This window comes from Nocardia sp. NPDC056064 (genome assembly GCF_042266925.1).
Lineage (GTDB): Bacteria > Actinomycetota > Actinomycetes > Mycobacteriales > Mycobacteriaceae > Nocardia.
This window is the reverse complement of record NZ_JBHJWO010000001.1, coordinates 3,981,810-4,001,227: the sequence shown is the minus strand read 5'-3', so window position 1 is coordinate 4,001,227 and position 19,418 is coordinate 3,981,810. Positions and strand designations below refer to the sequence as shown.

Annotated in this window: 17 protein-coding genes, 1 tRNA gene and 1 pseudogene; 13 read left to right on the top strand and 6 right to left on the bottom strand. The window is 68.0% G+C overall.

Going from position 1 to position 19,418, the window contains the following annotated elements; genetic code table 11:
• Positions 1-17 precede the first annotated feature (17 nt).
• From ACFC06_RS18520 to ACFC06_RS18495, 6 genes are all read left to right on the top strand, one after another.
• Entirely contained in the window at positions 18-1,712 is a 1,695-nt protein-coding gene (locus tag ACFC06_RS18520; protein ID WP_375932407.1) for an ABC transporter family substrate-binding protein, read from the top strand.
• Positions 1,709-3,385 carry an ABC transporter family substrate-binding protein gene (locus ACFC06_RS18515; RefSeq protein WP_375932404.1) on the top strand — a complete coding sequence of 559 codons (1,677 nt, stop codon included), beginning with the start codon at positions 1,709-1,711 and terminating at the stop codon, positions 3,383-3,385. Before ACFC06_RS18520 ends, ACFC06_RS18515 begins: the two co-directional genes overlap by 4 nt.
• Before the next feature lie 34 nt (positions 3,386-3,419).
• Positions 3,420-5,090 carry an ABC transporter family substrate-binding protein gene (locus ACFC06_RS18510; protein WP_375932401.1) on the top strand — a complete coding sequence of 557 codons (1,671 nt, stop codon included), beginning with the start codon at positions 3,420-3,422 and terminating at the stop codon, positions 5,088-5,090.
• Positions 5,087-5,722 carry a hypothetical protein gene (locus ACFC06_RS18505; protein ID WP_375932398.1) on the top strand — a complete coding sequence of 212 codons (636 nt, stop codon included), beginning with the start codon at positions 5,087-5,089 and terminating at the stop codon, positions 5,720-5,722. Before ACFC06_RS18510 ends, ACFC06_RS18505 begins: the two co-directional genes overlap by 4 nt.
• Before the next feature lie 133 nt (positions 5,723-5,855).
• Positions 5,856-6,647 carry a FadR/GntR family transcriptional regulator gene (locus ACFC06_RS18500; RefSeq protein WP_375932395.1) on the top strand — a complete coding sequence of 264 codons (792 nt, stop codon included), beginning with the start codon at positions 5,856-5,858 and terminating at the stop codon, positions 6,645-6,647.
• A gap of 39 nt (positions 6,648-6,686) precedes the next feature.
• Positions 6,687-7,361, top strand: coding sequence for a sterol desaturase family protein (locus tag ACFC06_RS18495; RefSeq protein ID WP_375935596.1), 675 nt, complete (start codon positions 6,687-6,689; stop codon positions 7,359-7,361).
• A gap of 15 nt (positions 7,362-7,376) precedes the next feature.
• Here the strand turns inward: ACFC06_RS18495 and ACFC06_RS18490 are convergent, their stop codons facing one another.
• Entirely contained in the window at positions 7,377-8,162 is a 786-nt protein-coding gene (locus ACFC06_RS18490) for a hypothetical protein (protein ID WP_375932392.1), read from the bottom strand.
• Between the two features lie 75 nt (positions 8,163-8,237).
• Here ACFC06_RS18490 and ACFC06_RS18485 point away from each other — a divergent pair.
• The 4 genes and pseudogenes from ACFC06_RS18485 to ACFC06_RS18470 form a co-directional block, all read left to right on the top strand.
• Positions 8,238-9,533: pseudogene (locus tag ACFC06_RS18485) on the top strand (MFS transporter); the annotation flags it as partial.
• A 55-nt stretch (positions 9,534-9,588) separates the two neighbouring features.
• Entirely contained in the window at positions 9,589-9,792 is a 204-nt protein-coding gene (locus ACFC06_RS18480) for a heavy-metal-associated domain-containing protein (RefSeq protein ID WP_375932389.1), read from the top strand.
• A 19-nt stretch (positions 9,793-9,811) separates the two neighbouring features.
• Positions 9,812-10,726: a hypothetical protein gene (locus ACFC06_RS18475; RefSeq protein ID WP_375932386.1), complete on the top strand. Its 915-nt coding sequence runs from the start codon at positions 9,812-9,814 to the stop codon at positions 10,724-10,726.
• A 64-nt stretch (positions 10,727-10,790) separates the two neighbouring features.
• Positions 10,791-13,043, top strand: a complete 2,253-nt coding sequence (locus tag ACFC06_RS18470; RefSeq protein WP_375932383.1) for a heavy metal translocating P-type ATPase — start codon at positions 10,791-10,793, stop codon at positions 13,041-13,043.
• A 66-nt stretch (positions 13,044-13,109) separates the two neighbouring features.
• On the opposite strand, the gene ACFC06_RS18465 is transcribed toward ACFC06_RS18470, so the two are convergent.
• The 3 genes from ACFC06_RS18465 to ACFC06_RS18455 all read right to left on the bottom strand — a co-directional run bounded on the left by ACFC06_RS18465 (position 13,110) and on the right by ACFC06_RS18455 (position 14,765).
• On the bottom strand, positions 13,110-13,394 hold the full coding sequence (locus ACFC06_RS18465) for a hypothetical protein (RefSeq protein WP_375932380.1): 285 nt from the start codon (positions 13,392-13,394) through the stop codon (positions 13,110-13,112).
• 35 nt (positions 13,395-13,429) lie between these two features.
• Positions 13,430-14,056: a DUF6636 domain-containing protein gene (locus ACFC06_RS18460; RefSeq protein ID WP_375932377.1), complete on the bottom strand. Its 627-nt coding sequence runs from the start codon at positions 14,054-14,056 to the stop codon at positions 13,430-13,432.
• A gap of 73 nt (positions 14,057-14,129) precedes the next feature.
• Entirely contained in the window at positions 14,130-14,765 is a 636-nt protein-coding gene (locus ACFC06_RS18455; protein ID WP_375932374.1) for a hypothetical protein, read from the bottom strand.
• A 110-nt stretch (positions 14,766-14,875) separates the two neighbouring features.
• Here ACFC06_RS18455 and ACFC06_RS18450 point away from each other — a divergent pair, with 110 nt between their 5' ends.
• Entirely contained in the window at positions 14,876-15,562 is a 687-nt protein-coding gene (locus tag ACFC06_RS18450; protein WP_375932371.1) for a histone deacetylase, read from the top strand.
• A 58-nt stretch (positions 15,563-15,620) separates the two neighbouring features.
• On the top strand, positions 15,621-17,033 hold the full coding sequence (locus ACFC06_RS18445; protein WP_375932368.1) for a lipase maturation factor family protein: 1,413 nt from the start codon (positions 15,621-15,623) through the stop codon (positions 17,031-17,033).
• Between the two features lie 23 nt (positions 17,034-17,056).
• Here ACFC06_RS18445 and ACFC06_RS18440 read toward each other — a convergent pair.
• A tRNA-Gly gene (locus ACFC06_RS18440) sits at positions 17,057-17,129 on the bottom strand.
• Between the two features lie 231 nt (positions 17,130-17,360).
• Between ACFC06_RS18440 and ACFC06_RS18435 the strand changes: the two genes are divergently transcribed.
• Positions 17,361-17,783, top strand: coding sequence for a hypothetical protein (locus ACFC06_RS18435; RefSeq protein WP_375932365.1), 423 nt, complete (start codon positions 17,361-17,363; stop codon positions 17,781-17,783).
• A gap of 715 nt (positions 17,784-18,498) precedes the next feature.
• On the opposite strand, the gene ACFC06_RS18430 is transcribed toward ACFC06_RS18435, so the two are convergent.
• On the bottom strand, positions 18,499-19,410 hold the full coding sequence (locus tag ACFC06_RS18430) for a HEPN domain-containing protein (protein ID WP_375932362.1): 912 nt from the start codon (positions 19,408-19,410) through the stop codon (positions 18,499-18,501).
• Positions 19,411-19,418: the final 8 nt, after the last annotated feature.

Here is a 19,418-nt window from a genome sequence, read left to right as displayed (position 1 = left end):
TCTCCCCAGGAGGCGCCATGAGAACCCGTCGCATGCACGCAGGACGCGGCGCACGGTTGCGCTGTGCCGCCGTGGTGGTGGCCGCGGGCATGATCGTGGCGGCCTGCGGGGGCGCCGACGAGTCCGCCGAGGGGCTCACCGCCACGATCGGCACCACCAGCGACGTCAACCCGCGCGGGGTGGAGGAACTGCGCGAGGGCGGCAACCTGCGCCTGGCCACCACCTCCTATCCGGCCAACTGGAACACGCTGTCCAACGACGGCAACGAGGCCGAGATCGCCGACATCCTGCGCCCGCTCATGCCCCGCTCCTACGACATCGACGCCGCGGGCAAGCTCAGCGTGAACACCGACTACTTCACCGATATCGAGCTCACCAGCACCGACCCCATGCGGGTGACCTACACGATCAACCCGAAGGCGGTCTGGTCCGACGGCTCGCCGATCAGCTGGGAAGACATCGCCTCCCAGGCCAACGCCATGAGCGGGCGCGACAAGCGCTACCTGATCGCCATCACCAACGGCTTCGAGTTCGTCGACAAGGTCGAGCGCGGGGTCGACGACCGCCAGGCGATCCTCACCTTCACCACCCCGTTCGCCGACTGGCGCGGCCAGTTCGCGGGCAACAGCATGCTGTACCCGAAGTCGGTCACCGGCACGCCCGAGGCGTTCAACACCAGCCTCGTCGACGCCATCCAGGTCACCGCAGGCCCGTTCGCCGTCACCGCGACCGACCGCGCGCAAGGCCGGATCACCCTGGGCCGCAACCCCTCCTGGTGGGGCGCCACACCGAAGCTCGACACCATCACCTACAGCGTGCTCGACCGCTCCGCCTGGGTGCAGGCCCTGCAGAACAACGAACTCGACCTGGCCCTGCTGTCCACCATCGACGACGTGAAATCGGTGCGTGGCACCGAGGGCCTGCAGGTGCGCCGCGCCCCCGGCAACCGCTGGCGCCACATCACCTTCAACGGCTCCCCCGGCTCCATCCTCGCCGATCCCGCTGTGCGCGTGGCCATCTCGAAGGCGATCGACCGTCAGGGCATCGTCACCGCCATGCAGAACGGCCTGGTGGAGAACCCGGTGCCGCTGAACAACCACGTCTTCCTGCAAGGCCAGGAGGGCTACCGGGACAACAGCCTCGGCTTCGACCCCGAAGCCGCCGCCCGCGAACTCGACGCGCTCGGCTGGGTCCGCAACGGTGACCTCCGCGAGAAGGACGGCCGCAAGCTCGTCATCCGCGATGTCATGTACAACGACCCCACCTGGGTGCAGATCGCCCAGATCATCCAGCAGAACCTGGCCGCCATCGGCGTCGGCCTGACCATCGACACCAAGCCCGCCGCGGGCTATTTCACCGACGTCATCCAGCCCGGCGATTTCGACGCCACCCAATTCACCTTCCAGGGCGACCCGTTCCCCCTGTCGAGCCTGCGCCAGATCTACTACTACGACCCCGGCGACCTGCAGGGCAACTACGGCCGCATCGGCTCCCCCGAACTCAACGCCCTCATCGAACGCACCCTCACCGAACTCGACCCCGCGAAATCGATCGACCTGGCCAACCAGGTCGACCGAGCGGTCTTCGAGGAGGGTCACTCCCTGCCGCTGTTCCAGTCCGACGGCAGTTACGGCGCCCGCGCCACCCTCGCCAACATGGGTTCCCCCGGGTTGGCGTCGTACGACTATACGAAGATCGGATTCATGAAATGACCACCGCAACCCCCGGCAGGCGCCTACGCCGCGCCGCGATACCCCTTCTCGCGCTGACGCTGGCCCTGGGTGGCTGTGGCACCGACCCGACGATCGACACCGCGCCCAGTGATATCGGGGCGACCAGCGATATCAATCCCAAAGAGCGCGACGAGGTCGCCGAGGGCGGCAATCTGCGCCTGGCCATCCCGAACTTCCCCCCGACGTTCAACAGCTCGCACATCGACGCCGACGGTTATGTCAGCGAGGTGGTCGGCTGGACGCTGCCGGGCACCCTGAACTCCGACGCGGCGGGCAACCTCGCGGTGGACAACAACTACTACACCTCCATCGAGCTCACCGGCACCGACCCGCAGCGGATCGTCTACACGATCAACCCGAAGGCGGTGTGGTCCGACGGCTCGCCGATCACCTGGGAAGACCTGCGCGCGCAGGTCGACGCGCTGAACGGTCGCGACGTGGCCTACAAGGTGCGGGCCACGCAGGCGTACAGCAGCGTCGGGACGGTCGAGCGCGGAGTCGACGACCGGCAGGCGATCGTCACCTTCGCCGAGCACTACGCGGAGTGGAAGGGCCTGTTCAATCCGCTGTACCCGAAGCAGGTCAACCAGACGCCGCAAGCCTTCGAGGATCTCTACCGCAACGACATGCCGCTGTCGGCGGGGCCGTTCATGATCACCGATATCAACCGGCCCGAACAGCGGATCACCCTGAGCCGCAACCCGAAATGGTGGGGTGAGACCCCCAAGCTCGACAATGTCACCTACAGCATTCTCGACGCGTCCGCCCAGCTCAGCGCCCTGCAGAACAACGAACTCGACGCGGTCGAGCCGTTGAGCACGGTCGATGACATCAAGATCGCCCTGAACACCCCCGGCGTGCAGGTCCGGCGCGCCCCGGCCAACAGCTTCACCCACATCACCTTCAACGGCGCGCCCGGTTCGATCATGGCGGACCCGAAGCTGCGCATCGCGGTCTCCAAGGGCATCGACCGCCAGGCCATCGCCACCGCCGTGCAGAACGGCCTGGTCACCGATCCCAAGCCGCTGAACAACCACCTGTTCCTCGTCGGCCAGACCGGCTACCAGGACAACGCGCAGTCGGTGTCGTTCGACCCGGCAGCCGCGGGCCGGATGCTCGACGAGCTCGGCTGGAAACTCGACGGCGAGTTCCGGAAGAAGGACGGCCGGGTACTCGAGATCCGTGACGCGATTCCCCAGAACGAGACCCAGGTCCGCATCGCCACGATCGTCCAGCAGAATCTGGCCGCGATCGGCGTGAAGCTGCTCATCGAGCCCAACGGCTCCAACTTCTTCACCGGCGTGATCGATCCCGGCAATTTCGATATCGCCCAATTCGCCTGGTCCAAGAGCATTTTCCCGCTGGGCGCGCTGCCGCAGATCTACGCCTACGATCCGGCCAACAAGCTGAGCAACTTCGGCCGCATCGGCTCACCCGAGCTCAATACCCTGATCAAGGAGATCGTCGCCGAACTTGACCCGGAGAAGGCGCTCGAACTGGCCAACAAGGCCGACACGATCATCTTCGAGTCCGGCTTCTCGCTGCCGATCGTGCAGTCCGCCGGCGCGGTCGGTGCGCGCGAGAACCTGGCCAACTTCGGCGCCTTCGGGCTCAGCTCGGCCGACTACACCAAGATCGGCTTCATCAAGTAGTAGCTCCGCCACGCGCGGACAGGAAGGACCAACCATGCGAATTCGCTCGCTCGGCACCAGGTTCGCCATTCCGTGCGTGGCGATCGGCTTGATTCTGTCGGGGTGTTCCACGGACAGCGATGTCACCCCCGGCAGCGCGACGATCGGCAGTACCAACGACATCAATCCGCACGATGTGGCCGATCTGCGTGACGGCGGGAATCTGCGGCTGGTGCTCAGTTCGTTCCCGGAGACGTTCAACTACCTGCAGATCGACGGCGGGACGGACAGCACCGGCGATGTGATCGAGCCGGTGCTGCCCTCGCCCTACACCAGCAACGCGGCCGGTGAGCTGGCCATCAATCACGACTACTTCACCGATATCCAGCTCACCGGCACCGAACCGCAGCAGGTGACCTACACGATCAATCCGAAGGCGGTGTGGTCGGACGGGACGCCGATCACCTGGGAGGATCTGCGCTCGCAGGCCGCCGCGCTGAGCGGCCGCGACCCGGCCTTCCTGGTGTCGTCGACCAGTGGGTTCGAGCGGGTGGAGAAGGTGGAGCGCGGGGTCGACGACCGGCAGGCGATCGTCACCTTCGCCCAGCCCTATGCCGAGTGGCAGGGGCAGTTCAGCCCGCTGTATCCCAAGGCGACCACCGAGTCGGCGGCCGCGTTCAACGATCGCGATCGGTCCGGGCTGGCGGTGAGCGCCGGTCCGTTCCAGGTCAGCGGCATCGACCGGACGCAGAGCCGGATCACCTTGAGCCGCAACCCCTCCTGGTGGGGTGCCACGCCGAAACTCGACACCATCACCTACAGCGTGCTCGACAGCTCGGCCTGGCTGCCCGCCATCCAGAACAACGAACTCGACATCGCCTACATGTCCGGCATCGAGAACGTGACCGCCGCCAAGCAGGCGCCCGGGGTGGTGCTGCGGCGCACGCCGGAGCCGAGCTGGTCGCACATCACCTTCAACGGCGCGCCCGGTTCGCTGCTGGAGGACCCGCAGCTGCGCATCGCCATCTCCAAGGCGATCGACCGGCAGGGCATCGTCAACGCCGCGCAGAACGGTGTGGTCGACGACCCGAAGACGCTGAACAACCACATCTTCGTGCTGGGACAGAAGGGCTACCAGGACAATTCGGCGCCCATCTCGTTCGACCCCGATGCCGCGGCGAAGATGCTCGACGACCTGGGCTGGAAGCTCAACGGCGATGTCCGCGAGAAGGACGGGCGCAGACTGGAACTGCGCGATGTGATGTACCAGCAGGACGGCTGGGTGCAGACCGCGCAGATCGTGCAGCAGAATCTGGCCGCGGTCGGGGTGAAGCTGAACATCCAGACCGTCCCCGGCACCGGGCTTTTCAAGGACGTGATCGATCCGGGCAATTTCGAGCTGGCCCAGTTCAGCTGGGGCGGTAGCGTGCTGCCGCTCACCGCGCTGCCGCAGATCTACGCCTACGACCCGAACAACCTGCAGGGCAACAAGGCCCGCATCGGTTCGCCCGAACTCAACGCGCTGATCGAGCGCACCATGTCCGAGCTGGACCCGGAGAAGGCGATCGAGCTGGCCAACCAGGCTGATCAGATGATCTTCGCCGAGGGCTATTCGCTGCCGCTGTTCCAGGCGTCGGGCACCTACGCGGCGCGCGAGAACCTCGCCAACTACGGCGCGTTCGGGCTCGCCTCGGCCGACTACACCAAGGTCGGCTTCCTGAAGTGAACGCGGTGGGCGCGCTGAGTTATCCGCTGCTCGTGACGAGCGGGGCCCTGGTGGTGGTGGCCGCCTGGGTGCCGTTCGCCGATCTCGATCAGCTCAGCGCGCTCGCCGTGGTGGCCGTGGCGATTCTGGTGTTCACGGCCTATCAGCTGGGGCTGGCGCTGGGAGTGCTGCCGACCGGGCTGGTGGCGGCGGGGGCGGTGCGGGGCAAGCGGGTGCGCCAGCAGCATCGGCTGGTGAGCCGGTCGTGGCTGGAGATCACCAGTGGTGACCGGATGGTGTGGCAGCCGGTGTTCTACGCGCCCGCGCTGAGCACGCTCACCCCCACCGACCTCGAACTCACCGGCACCGCGATCACCTCCGGCGACGAGCGTTTCTACCCTTCCGGCCGGGTCCGCACCACCGAGCCGCCCGGCAAGCTCGTCGACAACCCCTCGCGGCCCGCCGACCCGCCGGTCTTCGGCATCGGCCGCCGGCTCCTGCTCGATACCCAGTCCGCCGTCGGCGCGCCCGTCATGGGCCTGCTCTGGGTCTATGTCGTGCACGACGGCATCGGCGGGTTCGTCGGCGCCACCACCGTCGCCGCGGCCACCTTCACCTGGCTCTCCGCCATCCGCGGGTCCGACCCCAGCTGATCCGTCCGCCCGCGAGATCATCGCACGCTGCCGTCGGCGGGCTGCTGTCACCGGTTCGACTCGATGATCGCCCGTTCGGGGTCAACTGGTCTGACCACTTGACCTCTTACCTGTTCGGGTGGATTATCGACGTGTGGCATGGACTCCTGTGGTGAAGCGATCGGTTTCCGGCGATGTGTTCGAGCAGATCGCCGCGGAAGTGCTGGGCGGGGAGCTGGCGGCGGGGAGCACGCTGCCCAGCGAGCGGCAACTGGCCGAGGCGCTGGGGGTTTCCCGGCCCGCGGTGCGCGAGGCGCTGCAACGGCTCGCCGCGGCGGGGCTGGTCTCGGTGCGACAGGGCGAGGCCACCACCGTGCTCGACTATCGGCGCAGCGCCGGCCTGGAGGTACTGCCCCGCCTGCTCCTGCGCGGCGACACCATCGACCCGACGGTCGCACGCAGCATTCTGGAAGCGCGCCTGCACAACGGACCCAAGATCGCCGAACTCGCCGCAACCCGCGTCCGCCGGGCCCACGCCACCGCGCCCACGGCACCCACCGCCGGATCGGCGCCCGCCTCGGCGCGGCACGACGGCGCGGCGCGAGTCGACGGTGAGCTCGTCCTCCTGCGCGACTCAGCGGAAGCGCTCGCTGCCGAGTCGGATTCACTCGCCCAGCAGCGGATCGCGCTCGAATTCTGGGATCACGTGCTCGATCTCGCCGACTCGATCGCCTTCCGGCTCATGTACTCCATGCTGCGCGCGGCCTACGAGCCCGCGCTCGCCGCCCTGGCGCCGATCATGTCCGCCGAGGTGGGCAATGGGGACGCCTATCGAGACCTGGCCGCCGCGATCAGCGCGGGCGAGCCGGAACGGGCCGCCGATTCCGCCCGAGCGCTGCTCGGACCGGCGACCATCGCCCTCATCCATGCCCTCGACGGGGCATGATCCACCCGAGGAAACATCATGACGAGTAACCGTCCGACAATGTCGTCGCACGAGACCACCCCGGCCACACGCCCGATCCGGCGCAGCCTGTCGCTGCGGGACGCGGCCCGCGAGTTCCTGCGCCACCCCTCCCCCTGGATGATCGCCACCAGCCTGGTGGTCGTGCTGGGTACCCGGCTCGCCCTGGGCGACTGGCAGCTCACCGACGCTCTCGTCCCGCTGCTGGTCCTGGCCGCGTTCCCGCTGGTCGAATGGGTCATCCATGTCACCGTGCTGCACTGGCGCCCCAGGCATCTGGGCCCGCTCACCCTCGACAGCGAGCTGGCCCGCAAACACCGCGCCCATCACACCGACCCGCGTGACGTGCCCCTGATCTTCATCCCGCCCAAGTCCCTCACCCTCACCATCGTCGCCCTGGTCGCGATCGCCCTGCTCGCCTTCCCCCGCCCCGCACTCGGCCTGACCTTCCTGCTCACGGTCACCGTCCTCGGCATCCTCTACGAGTGGACCCACTACCTCATCCACACCGACTACAAGCCGAAACACGCTGCCTACCGGGCGGTCTGGCGCAATCATCGCCACCACCACTACAAGAACGAGCACTACTGGTTCACGGTCACCACCACCAACACCGCCGACCGTCTGCTCGGCACCGCCCCCGACCCGGCCTCCGTGCCCACCTCCCCCACCGCCCGCCACCTGCACGCGAGCTGAGGCAGGCGCCCTGGTTCACCGCGCGCCGGCGAACCAGGGCCTGCTGCTCGAACGCAGCGTGAACCCGTGCAGGCGGTGCAGCCGATACCCCTCGGTCACGGCGAGCGCCGTCGCGGTCACGGCACCGCCCAGCACCAGAACGAGCCGAATCCCTTGCGGTAAGCCACTGTTCGCGTCCCCGAGCTCGACAACCACCACCGCCCATGTGGTCAGCGTGATCGCGATCGGCCCGAGCAGCGGGTGACCGTCGGAGGCGCGGAAAGCGTAGGTCGCGATGAGGAATCCGCCGCGCACCAGATACGCCGACAAGAACAACGCGCCCAGCGGCACCCCCACCAACGCCATCAGCGTGAGCACCACCTTCACCGCCGTGGACCCCCGCGAGATCTCCGCCAGCCACCCGAACACGGTCGGCGTGAGCGCCAGACCTCCGAGCACGGCCGCGAACGTGCCCATCGCGGCCAGCGGCTGCACAAGGTCCCGCGCGGTCGATCGGCGCAGGTCGGCGTGGGTGACCACCAGCAGAACCCCCATGACGAGCGCACAGACCGGCCCGATCAGCAAGGCCGCCAGCGCCGTTCGCATCACCGCGTCGCCGAACATATCCGCGAACGAGAACTGCGCGATATTCATCCCCACCGCGACATTGATCCCCAGACCCACCCAGGTCCTGGTCGCCGCCAGCTGATCGACCACCTCGTCGCGCCCGACCAGCAGCCCGCGTGGCCGGAAGTGCCGATCGGCATACCCCCACCCCGTTCGCAATGGCGTCACCACGAACGTCTCGAAGAACTCCCCCACAACCCGCCTCCCTCCGCGCGTCACCTGAGCGCCGATCCTACGGAGCGGCACCGACAAGGGAAATTCGATGCTTGACGGATGCGCGACGAGCTCGGCTTCACGCCCGAGTCGCTGACGTGGGTGTTCAACGCCTATGTCGTCGCCTTCGGCGGATTGCTGTTGCTCGGCGGCCGGTTGTCCGATCTGCTCGGCGCCCGGCGCGTGTTCGGGGCCGGGTGGCTGGTGCTGGCCGCGGGCTCGGTGCTGGCGGGGGCGGCGGGCTCGGTGGGAATCGAGCTGGCGGGCCGCGCGATTCAGGGCGCGGGTGCCGCGCTCATCGCGCCCTCCGCGCTGACCTTGCTCATGATGCTGTTCGGCGGATCGCCCGGTGAGCTCACCAGGGCACTGGCCGTGTACGGCGCCGCCGCGCCCGCCGGCGGTACCGCCGGCGTGTTCCTCGGTGGCGTGATCACCGAATACCTCAGCTGGCCTTGGGTTTTCTACATCAATGTGCCGATCGCCGTGCTCGCGCTGATCGCGGTGCCACTGCTCATGCCCGCCGCCCCCGCCCGTAAGGGGTCCATCGACATCGCCGGTTCCATCACTGTGACAGCAGGTCTGGCCGCCGCGGTGTATGCGATCGTGCAGGCGCCGGAGGCCGGCTGGGCCTCGGGGCAGACCCTCGGTGTGCTGGCCGTGGCCGGGGCGCTGCTGGCGGGATTCGTCGTGTTGCAATCGCGCCGCGCCGAACCGCTGATGCGGCTGGGCATCTTCCGCGCGCCGAACCTCGCCGCCGCCAATTTCGCACAGTTCGCGCTGGCCGCCGCCTGGGTGCCGATGTGGTTCTTCCTCAATCTGTACCTACAGCAGGTGCTCGGCTACAGCGCGTTCCCCTCGGGCGCGGCACTGCTGCCGATGACCACGCTGATCATGCTCGGCATGGTGGTGCTGGCGCCGAGGGCCATGCAGCGGTTCGGTGCCAAGCCGATGATCGTCACCGGCTTGATCGTGCTCGGCCTCGGCCTGGGCGTCATGTCACTGGTCCGGCCGACCGGAAACTTCTGGGTCGATGTCCTGCCCGCCTCACTGGTCGCCGCGGGTGGCATGTCGCTGGCCTTCATCCCCTCGCTCGGCACCGCGATCTCGGCGGCGCGTCCGGAGGAGGGCGGGCTGGCCTCGGGCATCGTCAACGTCAGCTACCAGGTGGGCTCAGCGCTCGGCCTGGCCGCGATGACGGCGCTGGCGGCCGGTTACGGGGCGGGCGAACTGGGCGATGTCACGGCACTGACCGACGGCTACTCGGCCGCCTTCCTCGGTGCGGGCGTACTCGCCCTGGCCGGCGCGGGCATCGCCGCCGCCACCCTGCGTACCCCCTCCGGCACCGGCAATTGACAAAATACCCTAGGGGGGTATGGTAATGACCAACAGCACACGCGAGGAGACGAACATGAGCACCACAACTGTCACCGTCACGGGCATGACCTGCGGTTGCTGCACCACCAAGGTGCGCGACAAGGTCGGCGCCCTGCCGGGTGTCACCGGCGTCGCGGTCGACCTGGCCACCGGCGCGGTGGCCATCGAGGGCACCGCACCCGAGCGGACCGCCCTGACCGAGGCCGTCACCGCGGCCGGTTTCCAACTCGCCGACTGAACCGGAACGGAGCATCCCGATGAACGCACCAGCCAAGTTCGCCGGATTCGCGCTCGGTCTCGCTGCGGTCTTCGGGATCGCGCTGGCCGCCGGTTCCCTGATCGGGCCGGAACCGGCCGAACCGGCCGGGCACGACGAGCATGCCGCCTCGGCCACCGAGGGCGAGATCCCGGGCGGCCTGCTCGTCACCGATCAGGGCTACACGCTGGACCTGGACCAGCCCGACACCACGACCGCGGCCCAGGCGCCGACCGCTTTCCGCATCCTCGACGCCACCGGCGCCCCGGTCACCCGCTACGAGACCAGCCACGACAAGGACCTGCACCTCATCGTGGTCCGCCGCGACATGGCCGGATTCCAGCACGTACATCCCGTGCTCGACCAGACCGGAACCTGGTCGGTCCCGCTGAACCTGAGCCGGGCCGGTGACTACCGCGTCTTCGCCGACTTCACCCCGGCGGGCGGGCAGAACCTGACCCTGGGCGCGGATCTGCGGGTCTCCGGCAACTACAACGTGAAGCCGCTGCCCGCCCCCGCCACCACCGCGCAGGTGGGCGACTACACGGTGACTCTCGACGGCACCGTCGCCCCCGGCGCGGCCTCGAAGGTCACCCTCTCGGTCAGCCGCGACGGCAAGCCGGTCACCGACCTGCAGCCCTATCTCGGCGCCTACGGTCACCTGGTCGCGCTGCGCGCGGCCGACCTCGCCTACCTGCACGTTCATCCCGAGGGCGCGCCCGGTGACGGGGTCACCCCCGCCGGTCCCGGCATCGACTTCGTGGTGAACGCGCCCAGCGCGGGTGACTACCGCCTGTTCCTGGACTTCCAGCACGAGGGCGTGGTGCGCACGGCCGAGTTCACCGTGCGGGTCGCCCAGCCGGACACCGCGCCGACCAGCGCGCCCGACCACGGCACCCCCGGCCACGGCCACTGACCCCGCACCACCCACGAGCAATCATTCAGCAAGAATCGATATCAGGAAACGATCGGAGCACCCCATGACCGCCGTGACACACCCACCGGGCACCGGCCAGGTAGAACTGGTGATCGGTGGCATGACCTGCGCTTCCTGCGCCAACCGGATCGAGAAGAAGCTCAACAAGCTCGACGGGGTCACCGCCACGGTCAACTACGCCACCGAGAAGGCGCGCGTCGACTTCACCGGCGAGGTCTCCCCCGACGACCTGATCGCCACCGTCGAGCAGGCCGGTTACACCGCGGCACTGCCCGCGCCGAAGCAGGCCGAGCCCACCGACGACGTCACCGAACCCGACCCGACCGCCTCCCTGCGCACCCGCCTGCTGGTCTCGCTGGTGCTCACCGTCCCGGTGATCGCCATGGCGATGATCCCGGCCCTGCAGTTCACCAACTGGCAGTGGCTCTCGCTGACGCTGGCCGCGCCGGTGGTGGTGTGGGGCGCGCTGCCGTTCCACCGCGCGGCGTGGACCAATCTGAAGCACGGCACCGCCACCATGGACACCCTGGTGTCGATGGGCACCCTCGCCGCGTTCGGCTGGTCGCTGTACGCGCTGTTCTGGGGCACCGCGGGCACACCCGGCATGACCCACCCGTTCGAATTCACCATCGCGCGGATGGACGGCACCGGCAGCATCTACCTGGAAGCGGCCGCCGGCGTCACCACGTTCATCCTGGCCGGACGCTACTTCGAGGCCCGGTCCAAGCGGCGGGCCGGGGCGGCGCTGCGGGCACTGCTCGAACTCGGCGCCAAGGAGGTGGCGGTGCTGCGCGGGGGCGTGGAGACGCGGATTCCGGTGGAGCAGTTGGCCGTCGGTGACGAGTTCGTGGTGCGGCCGGGCGAGAAAATCGCCACCGACGGTGTGGTCACCGAGGGCAGTTCGGCGGTCGACGCGTCCATGCTGACCGGTGAGTCGGTGCCGGTGGAGGTCGGCGTCGACGATGCCGTCACCGGTGCCACGGTGAACGTCGGCGGACGGCTCGTGGTGCGCGCCACCAGGATCGGCGCCGATACCCAGCTCGCGCAGATGGCGCAACTGGTCGAGGACGCGCAGACCGGCAAGGCCAAGGCGCAGCGGCTGGCCGACAAGATCTCCGGGATCTTCGTGCCGATCGTCATCGCGCTGGCCGTGGCCACGCTCGGCTTCTGGCTGGGCACCGGCGGTTCCGTGGCGGCCGCGTTCACCGCGGGGGTCGCGGTGCTGATCATCGCCTGCCCGTGCGCCCTCGGCCTGGCCACCCCGACCGCGCTCATGGTCGGCACCGGGCGCGGCGCGCAACTGGGCATCCTGATCAAGGGGCCCGAGGTGCTGGAATCGACCCACGAGGTCGACACCATCGTGCTGGACAAGACCGGCACCGTCACCACCGGCAAGATGACCCTGCTCGACGTGCTGCCCGCCGCGGGCGAACAGCGCGAGCGGGTGCTGGAACTGGCCGGGGCGCTGGAACATTCGTCGGAGCACCCGATCGCGCAGGCGATCGCCAAGGGCGCGCAGGACGAGGTGGGCACGCTGCCCGCCGTCGAGGGCTTCGCCAATATCGAGGGCCTTGGTGTGCAGGGCGTGGTGGACGGGCACGCGGTGGTCGTCGGCCGGGCCCGGCTGCTGGCCGACTGGTCGCAGCCGCTCGACGACACCCTCACCGCCGCCATGGCCGAGGCCGAATCGGCGGGCCGCACCGCGGTCGCGATCGGCTGGGACGGCAAGGCGCGCGGCGTGCTCGTGGTGGCCGACGCGGTGAAGCCGACCTCGGCGCAGGCCATCGCTCAGTTCCGCGAGCTCGGCCTGACCCCGATCCTGCTCACCGGCGACAATGCCCGCGCGGCCCGCACCATCGGCGCCGAGGTCGGCATCGACGAGGTGATCGCCGAGGTGCTGCCGCAGGACAAGGTCGACACGGTCAAGCGCCTGCAGGCCGAGGGCAAGGTCGTAGCCATGGTCGGTGACGGCGTCAACGACGCGGCCGCCCTGGCCCAGGCCGACCTGGGCCTGTCCATGGGCACCGGCACCGACGTCGCCATCGAGGCCAGCGACCTCACCCTGGTCCGCGGCGACCTGCGCGCCGCCGCCGACGCCATCCGCCTGTCGCGGCGCACCCTGGCCACCATCAAGGGCAACCTGTTCTGGGCCTTCGCCTACAACGTGGCCGCCATCCCCCTGGCCATGGCGGGCCTGCTCAACCCGATGCTGGCCGGCGCCGCCATGGCGTTCAGCTCGGTCTTCGTGGTGAGCAACAGCCTGCGCCTGCGCCGCTTCAAGTCGACGGCGCAGTAGGTTCCACACGTTGAGGGGCAGCCGGTCACCCGCTGCCCCTCAACCGGCGCATCTACGCGCGCCGATTTATTCGATGTAGCCGGTCTCGGTGTCGATCATGCCGAGGAATCCGCTGATGGACTCGCGATGCTCACCGATTGTCAACCGGTACGGCTCCGGATCCGGAGCCCCGGCCGCCCGTGCCGGGCCACCACCGAATCCGTATTCCTCGTTCGGTCCGGATTCCCAGGTGTAGTCCTGCCCGCCATCAGGACGCAGCCTGACCGTGAATATCTCGCCTTCGACGACGAGAGTGAAGGGGCTGTCTCCCGCGCACGGACGATAGTCGTCTGCCCACTGATCGGCGCTCATGAACCGACATTCTCACGACGCGTGCGGCGGCAGTCCTAGAACAGGGTCTGTTCGGTGGTGGAGAGGAAGAAGCCGTGGTCGGCGGCGGTGCAGCGGATGCCTTTGTCCGAGGAGGTGCAGGCGACGCCGCGGACTACGAGGGTGTCGCCGTAGTTCAGGGTGGCGCCGCCGCCCTTGGAGGTGCCGTCGACCGGGGAGCCGACGAAGATGCCCTGGCTGGTGCACAGGAATTCGCGGGTGTTGCCGTCGATGTGGACAGCGACCTTGCGGTCGGGGGAGTCGGTGCAGCCGGGGAGCTGGGGCGGGATGACATCGGCGTGCGCGAGCTGGCAGCCGAAGCCGAAGGGGGCGTCGGCGAGGATGCCGCACATGATGTTGCCGGTGGGCGACTGGAAATAGTAGTTGTCGCGCTGCTGGTAGGCGCGGGCGTCGACCGTGGCGTCGTCGCGGGTGGGCAGGTTCGGCGTGCCGGGAGCGACCGTCGGGGCCGCGGTGCCGGGCAGGATTGTCGGCGGGCCGGTGCCAGGGGGGACGGTCGTCGGCGCCGAGGTGACGACGGGGGCGGTGCTCGGCAGGACCACCGGCTCCCCGTCGCCGCTCGCGCAGGCGGTGAGCGCGCCTACGGTCAGCATCAGCGCGGCTATGGCGATTGCTGATCTCATGACATCCCCTCGATAGTCCTCCCCGACCTGTCGAAGGGGAATCGAGTGGACGGGCGAATTCGTTTCCTTCGCGTCAGAAGGTGTGCTGGTCGTCGGCCGAGATCGCGAATCCGTGGTCACCGGCGGTGCAGCGGACGCCCTGGGAGGACGAGGTGCAGGTGTAGCCGTCGACCGTGAGGGATTCGCCGTAGTTCAGTACCACGCCGCCGGCTGCCGAGCCGTCCTGTGGGATGCCGACGAAGATGCCCTGGCTGGTGCACAGCAGTTCCGACTTGCCCGCGTACAGGTGCGCGGCGACCTTGCGGTTGGGGGCGTCGGTGCAGTTCGGCAGCTTGGGCGTGATGTGGTTCGTCTGGGCGAGCTGGCAGCCGACGCCGTTGGGGGCGTAGGCGAGGATGCCGCACATGATGTTCCCGGTGGGCGACTGGAAGAAGTAGCTGCCGTCGAGCCGATACTTGCTCGCGTCGACCGGGGTGAAACGGCTGTCGACAGGCGCGGGGCTGTCCGTCGGCACGACCGTCGGGTCCGGGCTGTCCGGTGTCGCGGAGCCGGGCGACCCGGCGTCCGGTGCGCTGGACGGCTGGGCGGTGCCCGGAGCGCCGGAGGGCTGGGCGACGGTGCTCGGCGCGCTCGAACCCTGCTCGGGACCGCAGGCGGCGAGCACCCCGGTCAGTGCCACCACAGCCGCCATCATGATCGTTGCTCGCATGAAATCATCTCCGCTGGTTGAGATCCCGACTCACAGTGGAATCGCGAACAAGGGGGTTCGTCGTTACGTCCCCGCCGGTAGCACTGCTCGGTCGCTCGACGGAGAATCGAGTGACGAACGAATTCGTCGCGCCCGGAGGTGAGGCAGTGGCCCGCTACGTCTGGTACGCCGCGTACGGCTCGAACACGCACACGGCGCGGTTCGACTACTACCGCCTCGGCGGCACCCCACCGGCCACCGCGCACCACTATCCGGGGTTCCGCGACCGCACCCCACCGGCGTCCATCGCCCCGCTCACCCTGCCGGGGAGCCTGTATTTCGCCTGGCAGAGCCCGGTCTGGACCGGTGGTGTCGCCTTCTACACCGACCGGCCCGCCGCGGGCTGGCCGACCGGGGTCGCGGCGCGCGGCTATCTGCTCACCGTCGGCCAGTTCGGTGACCTGCTCGCCCAGGAGATGTACCGGCGGCCCGGCACCGATTTCGACCCGGCGCCGGTGCTGACCGAAGGCGCGGTGCGGCTCGGGCCCGGCCGGTACGAGACCGTGCTGCACGCGGGCACCGTCGAGGAGATCCCCGTGCTCACCTTCACCGCGCCGTGGCATCCGGAAACCGTTGTGCTGCAACGTCCCAGCGCGCGCTATCTCGCCATGATCGCCGACGGGCTGCGCGCCGCACACGGCTGGGACACCGAGCGGATCGTCCGGTACCTGGTGGTCCTGCCCGGGGTCGCGACCCACTGGACCGAGCCGGAACTGCGCGCCGCCCTCACCGACGGAAAGGGCCTCGACCTGCGCTGACGAAGTTTCGCGGGGCGCGCATCGGGTAGCCCATCAGGGAGGCCGAGGGAGCACCGTCATGGAGTGGTTCGCGGCATCCGAATACTGGCTGGGCAGGCTGATCTTCCAGCGCGGCCTGGCGGTGATCTACGCCGTCGCCTTCGTGGGCGCGGCGTGGCAGTTCCGCGCGCTGCTCGGCGAGCGCGGCATGCTGCCGATCCCGCGCTATCTGGCGCGCACCCCGTTCCGGCGGTCACCGAGTCTTTTCCAGCTGCACTACTCCGATCGCTTCTTCGCCGTCGTCGCCTGGACGGGGGCGGCGCTGGCGGTGGCTGTCGCGCTGGGGCTGGCGGATCTGGTGCCGCTGTGGGCGTCGATGCTGCTGTGGTTCGCGCTGTGGGCGCTGTATCTGTCGATCGTGAACGTGGGCCAGCTCTGGTACGCGTTCGGCTGGGAATCGCTGCTGCTCGAGGCCGGATTCCTGGCGATCTTCCTGGGCAACGACAGCGTGGCGCCACCACTGCTGGTGCTGCTGGCCGTGCGCTGGCTGCTGTTCCGGGTGGAGTTCGGTGCCGGGCTGATCAAACTGCGCGGCGACCCGTGCTGGCGCAAGCTGACCTGCCTGTACTACCACCACGAGACCCAGCCGATGCCCGGCCCGCTGAGCTGGTTCTTCCACCATCTGCCCCGCCCGCTGCACCGTGTGGAGGCCGCGGCCAATCACGTGGCCCAGCTCGTGGTGCCGTTCGGGCTGTTCGCGCCGCAGCCGGTCGCGAGTGTGGCGGCGGGCATCATCGTCGTGACGCAGTTGTGGCTGGTGCTGTCGGGCAATTTCTCCTGGCTGAACTGGGTGACGCTGCTGCTGGCCTGCACCGCCGTGGCCGCCGGACCGCACCCGGCGGCGCCTGCCACGCCCACCTGGTTCATTGTCGCGGTGTTCGGCTATCTCGCGCTGGTCCTCGTGCTCAGCTACCGGCCGCTGGTCAATCTGCTCTCGCCACGGCAGGCCATGAACGCCTCGTTCGAGCCGTTGCACCTGGTCAACACCTACGGCGCCTTCGGTGACATCACCCGCGTGCGACACGAGATCGTCTTCGAGGGCACCGCCGACACCCACCTCACCGCCGACACGGTCTGGCGCGAATACGAGTTCAAGGGCAAACCGGGCGACCCGAAACGCCGACCCCGCCAGTGGGCGCCCTACCACCTGCGGCTGGACTGGCTGATGTGGTTCGCCGCGCTGTCGCCTTCCTACGCGCGCTCCTGGGCGATGCCCCTGGCCCGGCGCCTGCTGCGCAACGACCCCGACACCCTGCGCCTGCTGCGCCACTGCCCGTTCCCCGACATCCCGCCCACCTACCTGCGCGCCCGCCTCTACGAGTACCACTTCAGCTCCCCCGCCGAGCTGTTCGGTGAACGCGTCTGGTGGCGCCGGACCCTGATCGGCCAGTTCCTGCCGCCGATCGGACAGCAGAAAAGCCCGGCGACATGATGTCGACCGGGCTTTTCTCGCTGAGCGGATGACGAGATTCGAACTCGCGACCCTCACCTTGGCAAGGTGATGCGCTACCAGCTGCGCTACATCCGCGTGCACCGCGAGGTCCTGTCCGGGATCGCCGGGGGCTTCGCCGTGCGAGAAGAAACATTAGCGTGTGCCCCCCGAAAACACGAAATCCGTGCGCACAGCTGGATCGGCCCGACGGTGAGATCCGGCGTCCGCCAGTCCCGCCTTAAGCCTGCGACAAGAAGGCGGAAACGTCTGTGGCACAGAGTTTTCCCAGTCCGGCGACCCCTGCCGGCCACCACGGAAGGCAACCGAATGAAGACTCTGACAACGATCGCGGCGGCGATCGCTGTGACCACGGTAACCCTGCTGGGCACCGGCCCGGCCCACGCCGACTTCACCGATCCGGTGGAGTTCACCGACAGCGGCGAGAACGTGGAGGACGGCGACTTCGCCGACTACGCGATCGACGTCGCCAACCCCGGCTCCTGTCTCGTCGTCCAGAACCACCGCTCCGACACCGTCCGGCTGCGCCTCAACTACCCCACCAGCAAGGGTTCCTGGACCTTCCGCCACGACGACGTCGGCGTCCTCACCCGCAGCGGCAAGGTGGTGAAGTCCCCCTCGGGCCGCTGGAACGTCCGCACCAACCCTCCGATCGTCTTCAACTGGGTCTACGACGCCAACCTCAACACCCGTCGAGGCTGCAACGGCTCTTGGGTGCTGACCATGAACTGAGCCTGGCCCGGCCCACATCGCTCACGTCGAGCATCCCGACTCGGCCACCTCCGCCCCGACGGCCGAACAGCCCGCGGGCTGACGCCCGGTTTCACACGTCAGCTACTCGGGGTGGCGGCGAGCAACCTCACCGAGCGCGCGGTGCGGCTCGTCGAACCACCTGGCCCGCTGGCCACCCTCGCGGACGACCTGACCGTCCTGCCCAGCCACAACATATCTCCGCGACGGACATCGGACGCGCCGACCGCGTCGTGCTCCGCGAAGCGATCTCAGTGCTCACCACGGACAGCGCACGTGCCATCCACGAATCGCGGCACGGCTCGCCGTCAGCAAACGACACCTGCGCACACTGTTCAACAACGGCGTCAGCGTCTCACCCAAACACTCCGCTGACATCGACCGCGTCCGCAGCGTCCTCGCCAACGCGGGCGAAACCCGTGGTCCCGCCTGGCCGCCCGGCTACTACGACCAGTCCCATCTCACTGCCGACTCCCGCGCCCTCATGGGCACCCTCCATGCAGCCTATCTACGCGGGATGCTGCTCACACCGAGACGCTGCTGATTACTTCGCTGAGGATCACAGCTCGATGTACCGAGTAGAGTTTACTCGGTACATCGTGCATTCCAGGTCGCAGTAGCAGAGTCGGCCGCACCTGGCCGATGCCGAGGTAGGAACCGCACCTAACGAGCACAATGCGAATTATAACCCGCCCCGCTATGGAACCATGTAGATTCCGTTGCCCTGGTGCGGAGTGCTCAAGCAGATAGCGACTCTCCGATGGCCAATGCCGACGATACGTTTTTGCATGTTTTCCGACATGATTGAGTCAACCCGCGCAATCTTCTTGCGCTCCCCCCGTGAAGCCAACAAGATGTGATCTCCAACCCTGAGCGTATGCCTAATTTCGGCAATAGCGACAGTGTTCTTTCCGAGCTTTACCTTACGGTCAATTGTTCCGAGCAATCTTAGGCGCGGCGAATGGTCAAAAGAGAGCCTGAATGCTGCAGTCATAGCACACTTCTCCATGAAGCATGCGCAGTCTGAAACCCACTCCTGCATAAGTGGAGCGGTCAGGACGTTGCTAGCCGACTGCCCATGTGCGATCGGGTTCCGCTCCGCCACCAGCGAGGCCATTCTTGACTCATAGGTTTCGGTGCGACCTGGAACTGGTTCGGTCATCCATCCCAAGTCACTATCGGTTGCTCCCAGCCTACGTAGCCAACCCCGGACAACGTTTGGCCAAACGTTTCGATCGAGGGACAACAGATCAGATTGAGACGACCATTCATTTGAGTGTATTCCCTGGATCAAACTCTTGATCGGTGCGTGAGGGTCGGCTTCCTCGGCGGCTCGGCGCACTCGGTCAAGAGTGCGCTGCTGATGCAGGGCAAGCATTTTTGGCGGCATAGCGCTCGGGTACTTATATCTAGAGCCAAGAAATTCCATGCAGCCCCGCCCAATTTCGTCTAGAGCGTATTGGCACGCGGAATACGCGAGCAGTACCCAGCTACCATAGAGATCAACCCGGTAAGAGGCCGAGCGACCTCGCGGCTGGACAGCCGATTCCGCGATGAAGTATTTCACCTCATCAAACCGGTCTATACACCGCCTCCAGGCCGGATTCATATATGGCA

Bases quoted from the DNA above. Each gene is read 5' to 3' on its own strand.
- ACFC06_RS18520 (WP_375932407.1), top strand. From the start codon at position 18: ATGAGAACCCGTCGCATGCACGCAGGACGCGGCGCACGGTTGCGCTGT.
- ACFC06_RS18515 (WP_375932404.1), top strand. From the start codon at position 1,709: ATGACCACCGCAACCCCCGGCAGGCGCCTACGCCGCGCCGCGATACCC.
- ACFC06_RS18510 (WP_375932401.1), top strand. From the start codon at position 3,420: ATGCGAATTCGCTCGCTCGGCACCAGGTTCGCCATTCCGTGCGTGGCG.
- ACFC06_RS18495 (WP_375935596.1), top strand. From the start codon at position 6,687: ATGTCGTCGCACGAGACCACCCCGGCCACACGCCCGATCCGGCGCAGC.
- ACFC06_RS18480 (WP_375932389.1), top strand. From the start codon at position 9,589: ATGAGCACCACAACTGTCACCGTCACGGGCATGACCTGCGGTTGCTGC.
- ACFC06_RS18475 (WP_375932386.1), top strand. From the start codon at position 9,812: ATGAACGCACCAGCCAAGTTCGCCGGATTCGCGCTCGGTCTCGCTGCG.
- ACFC06_RS18470 (WP_375932383.1), top strand. From the start codon at position 10,791: ATGACCGCCGTGACACACCCACCGGGCACCGGCCAGGTAGAACTGGTG.
- ACFC06_RS18465 (WP_375932380.1), bottom strand. From the start codon at position 13,394: ATGAGCGCCGATCAGTGGGCAGACGACTATCGTCCGTGCGCGGGAGAC.
- ACFC06_RS18460 (WP_375932377.1), bottom strand. From the start codon at position 14,056: ATGAGATCAGCAATCGCCATAGCCGCGCTGATGCTGACCGTAGGCGCG.
- ACFC06_RS18455 (WP_375932374.1), bottom strand. From the start codon at position 14,765: ATGCGAGCAACGATCATGATGGCGGCTGTGGTGGCACTGACCGGGGTG.
- ACFC06_RS18445 (WP_375932368.1), top strand. From the start codon at position 15,621: ATGGAGTGGTTCGCGGCATCCGAATACTGGCTGGGCAGGCTGATCTTC.
- ACFC06_RS18435 (WP_375932365.1), top strand. From the start codon at position 17,361: ATGAAGACTCTGACAACGATCGCGGCGGCGATCGCTGTGACCACGGTA.
- ACFC06_RS18430 (WP_375932362.1), bottom strand. From the start codon at position 19,410: ATGAATCCGGCCTGGAGGCGGTGTATAGACCGGTTTGATGAGGTGAAA.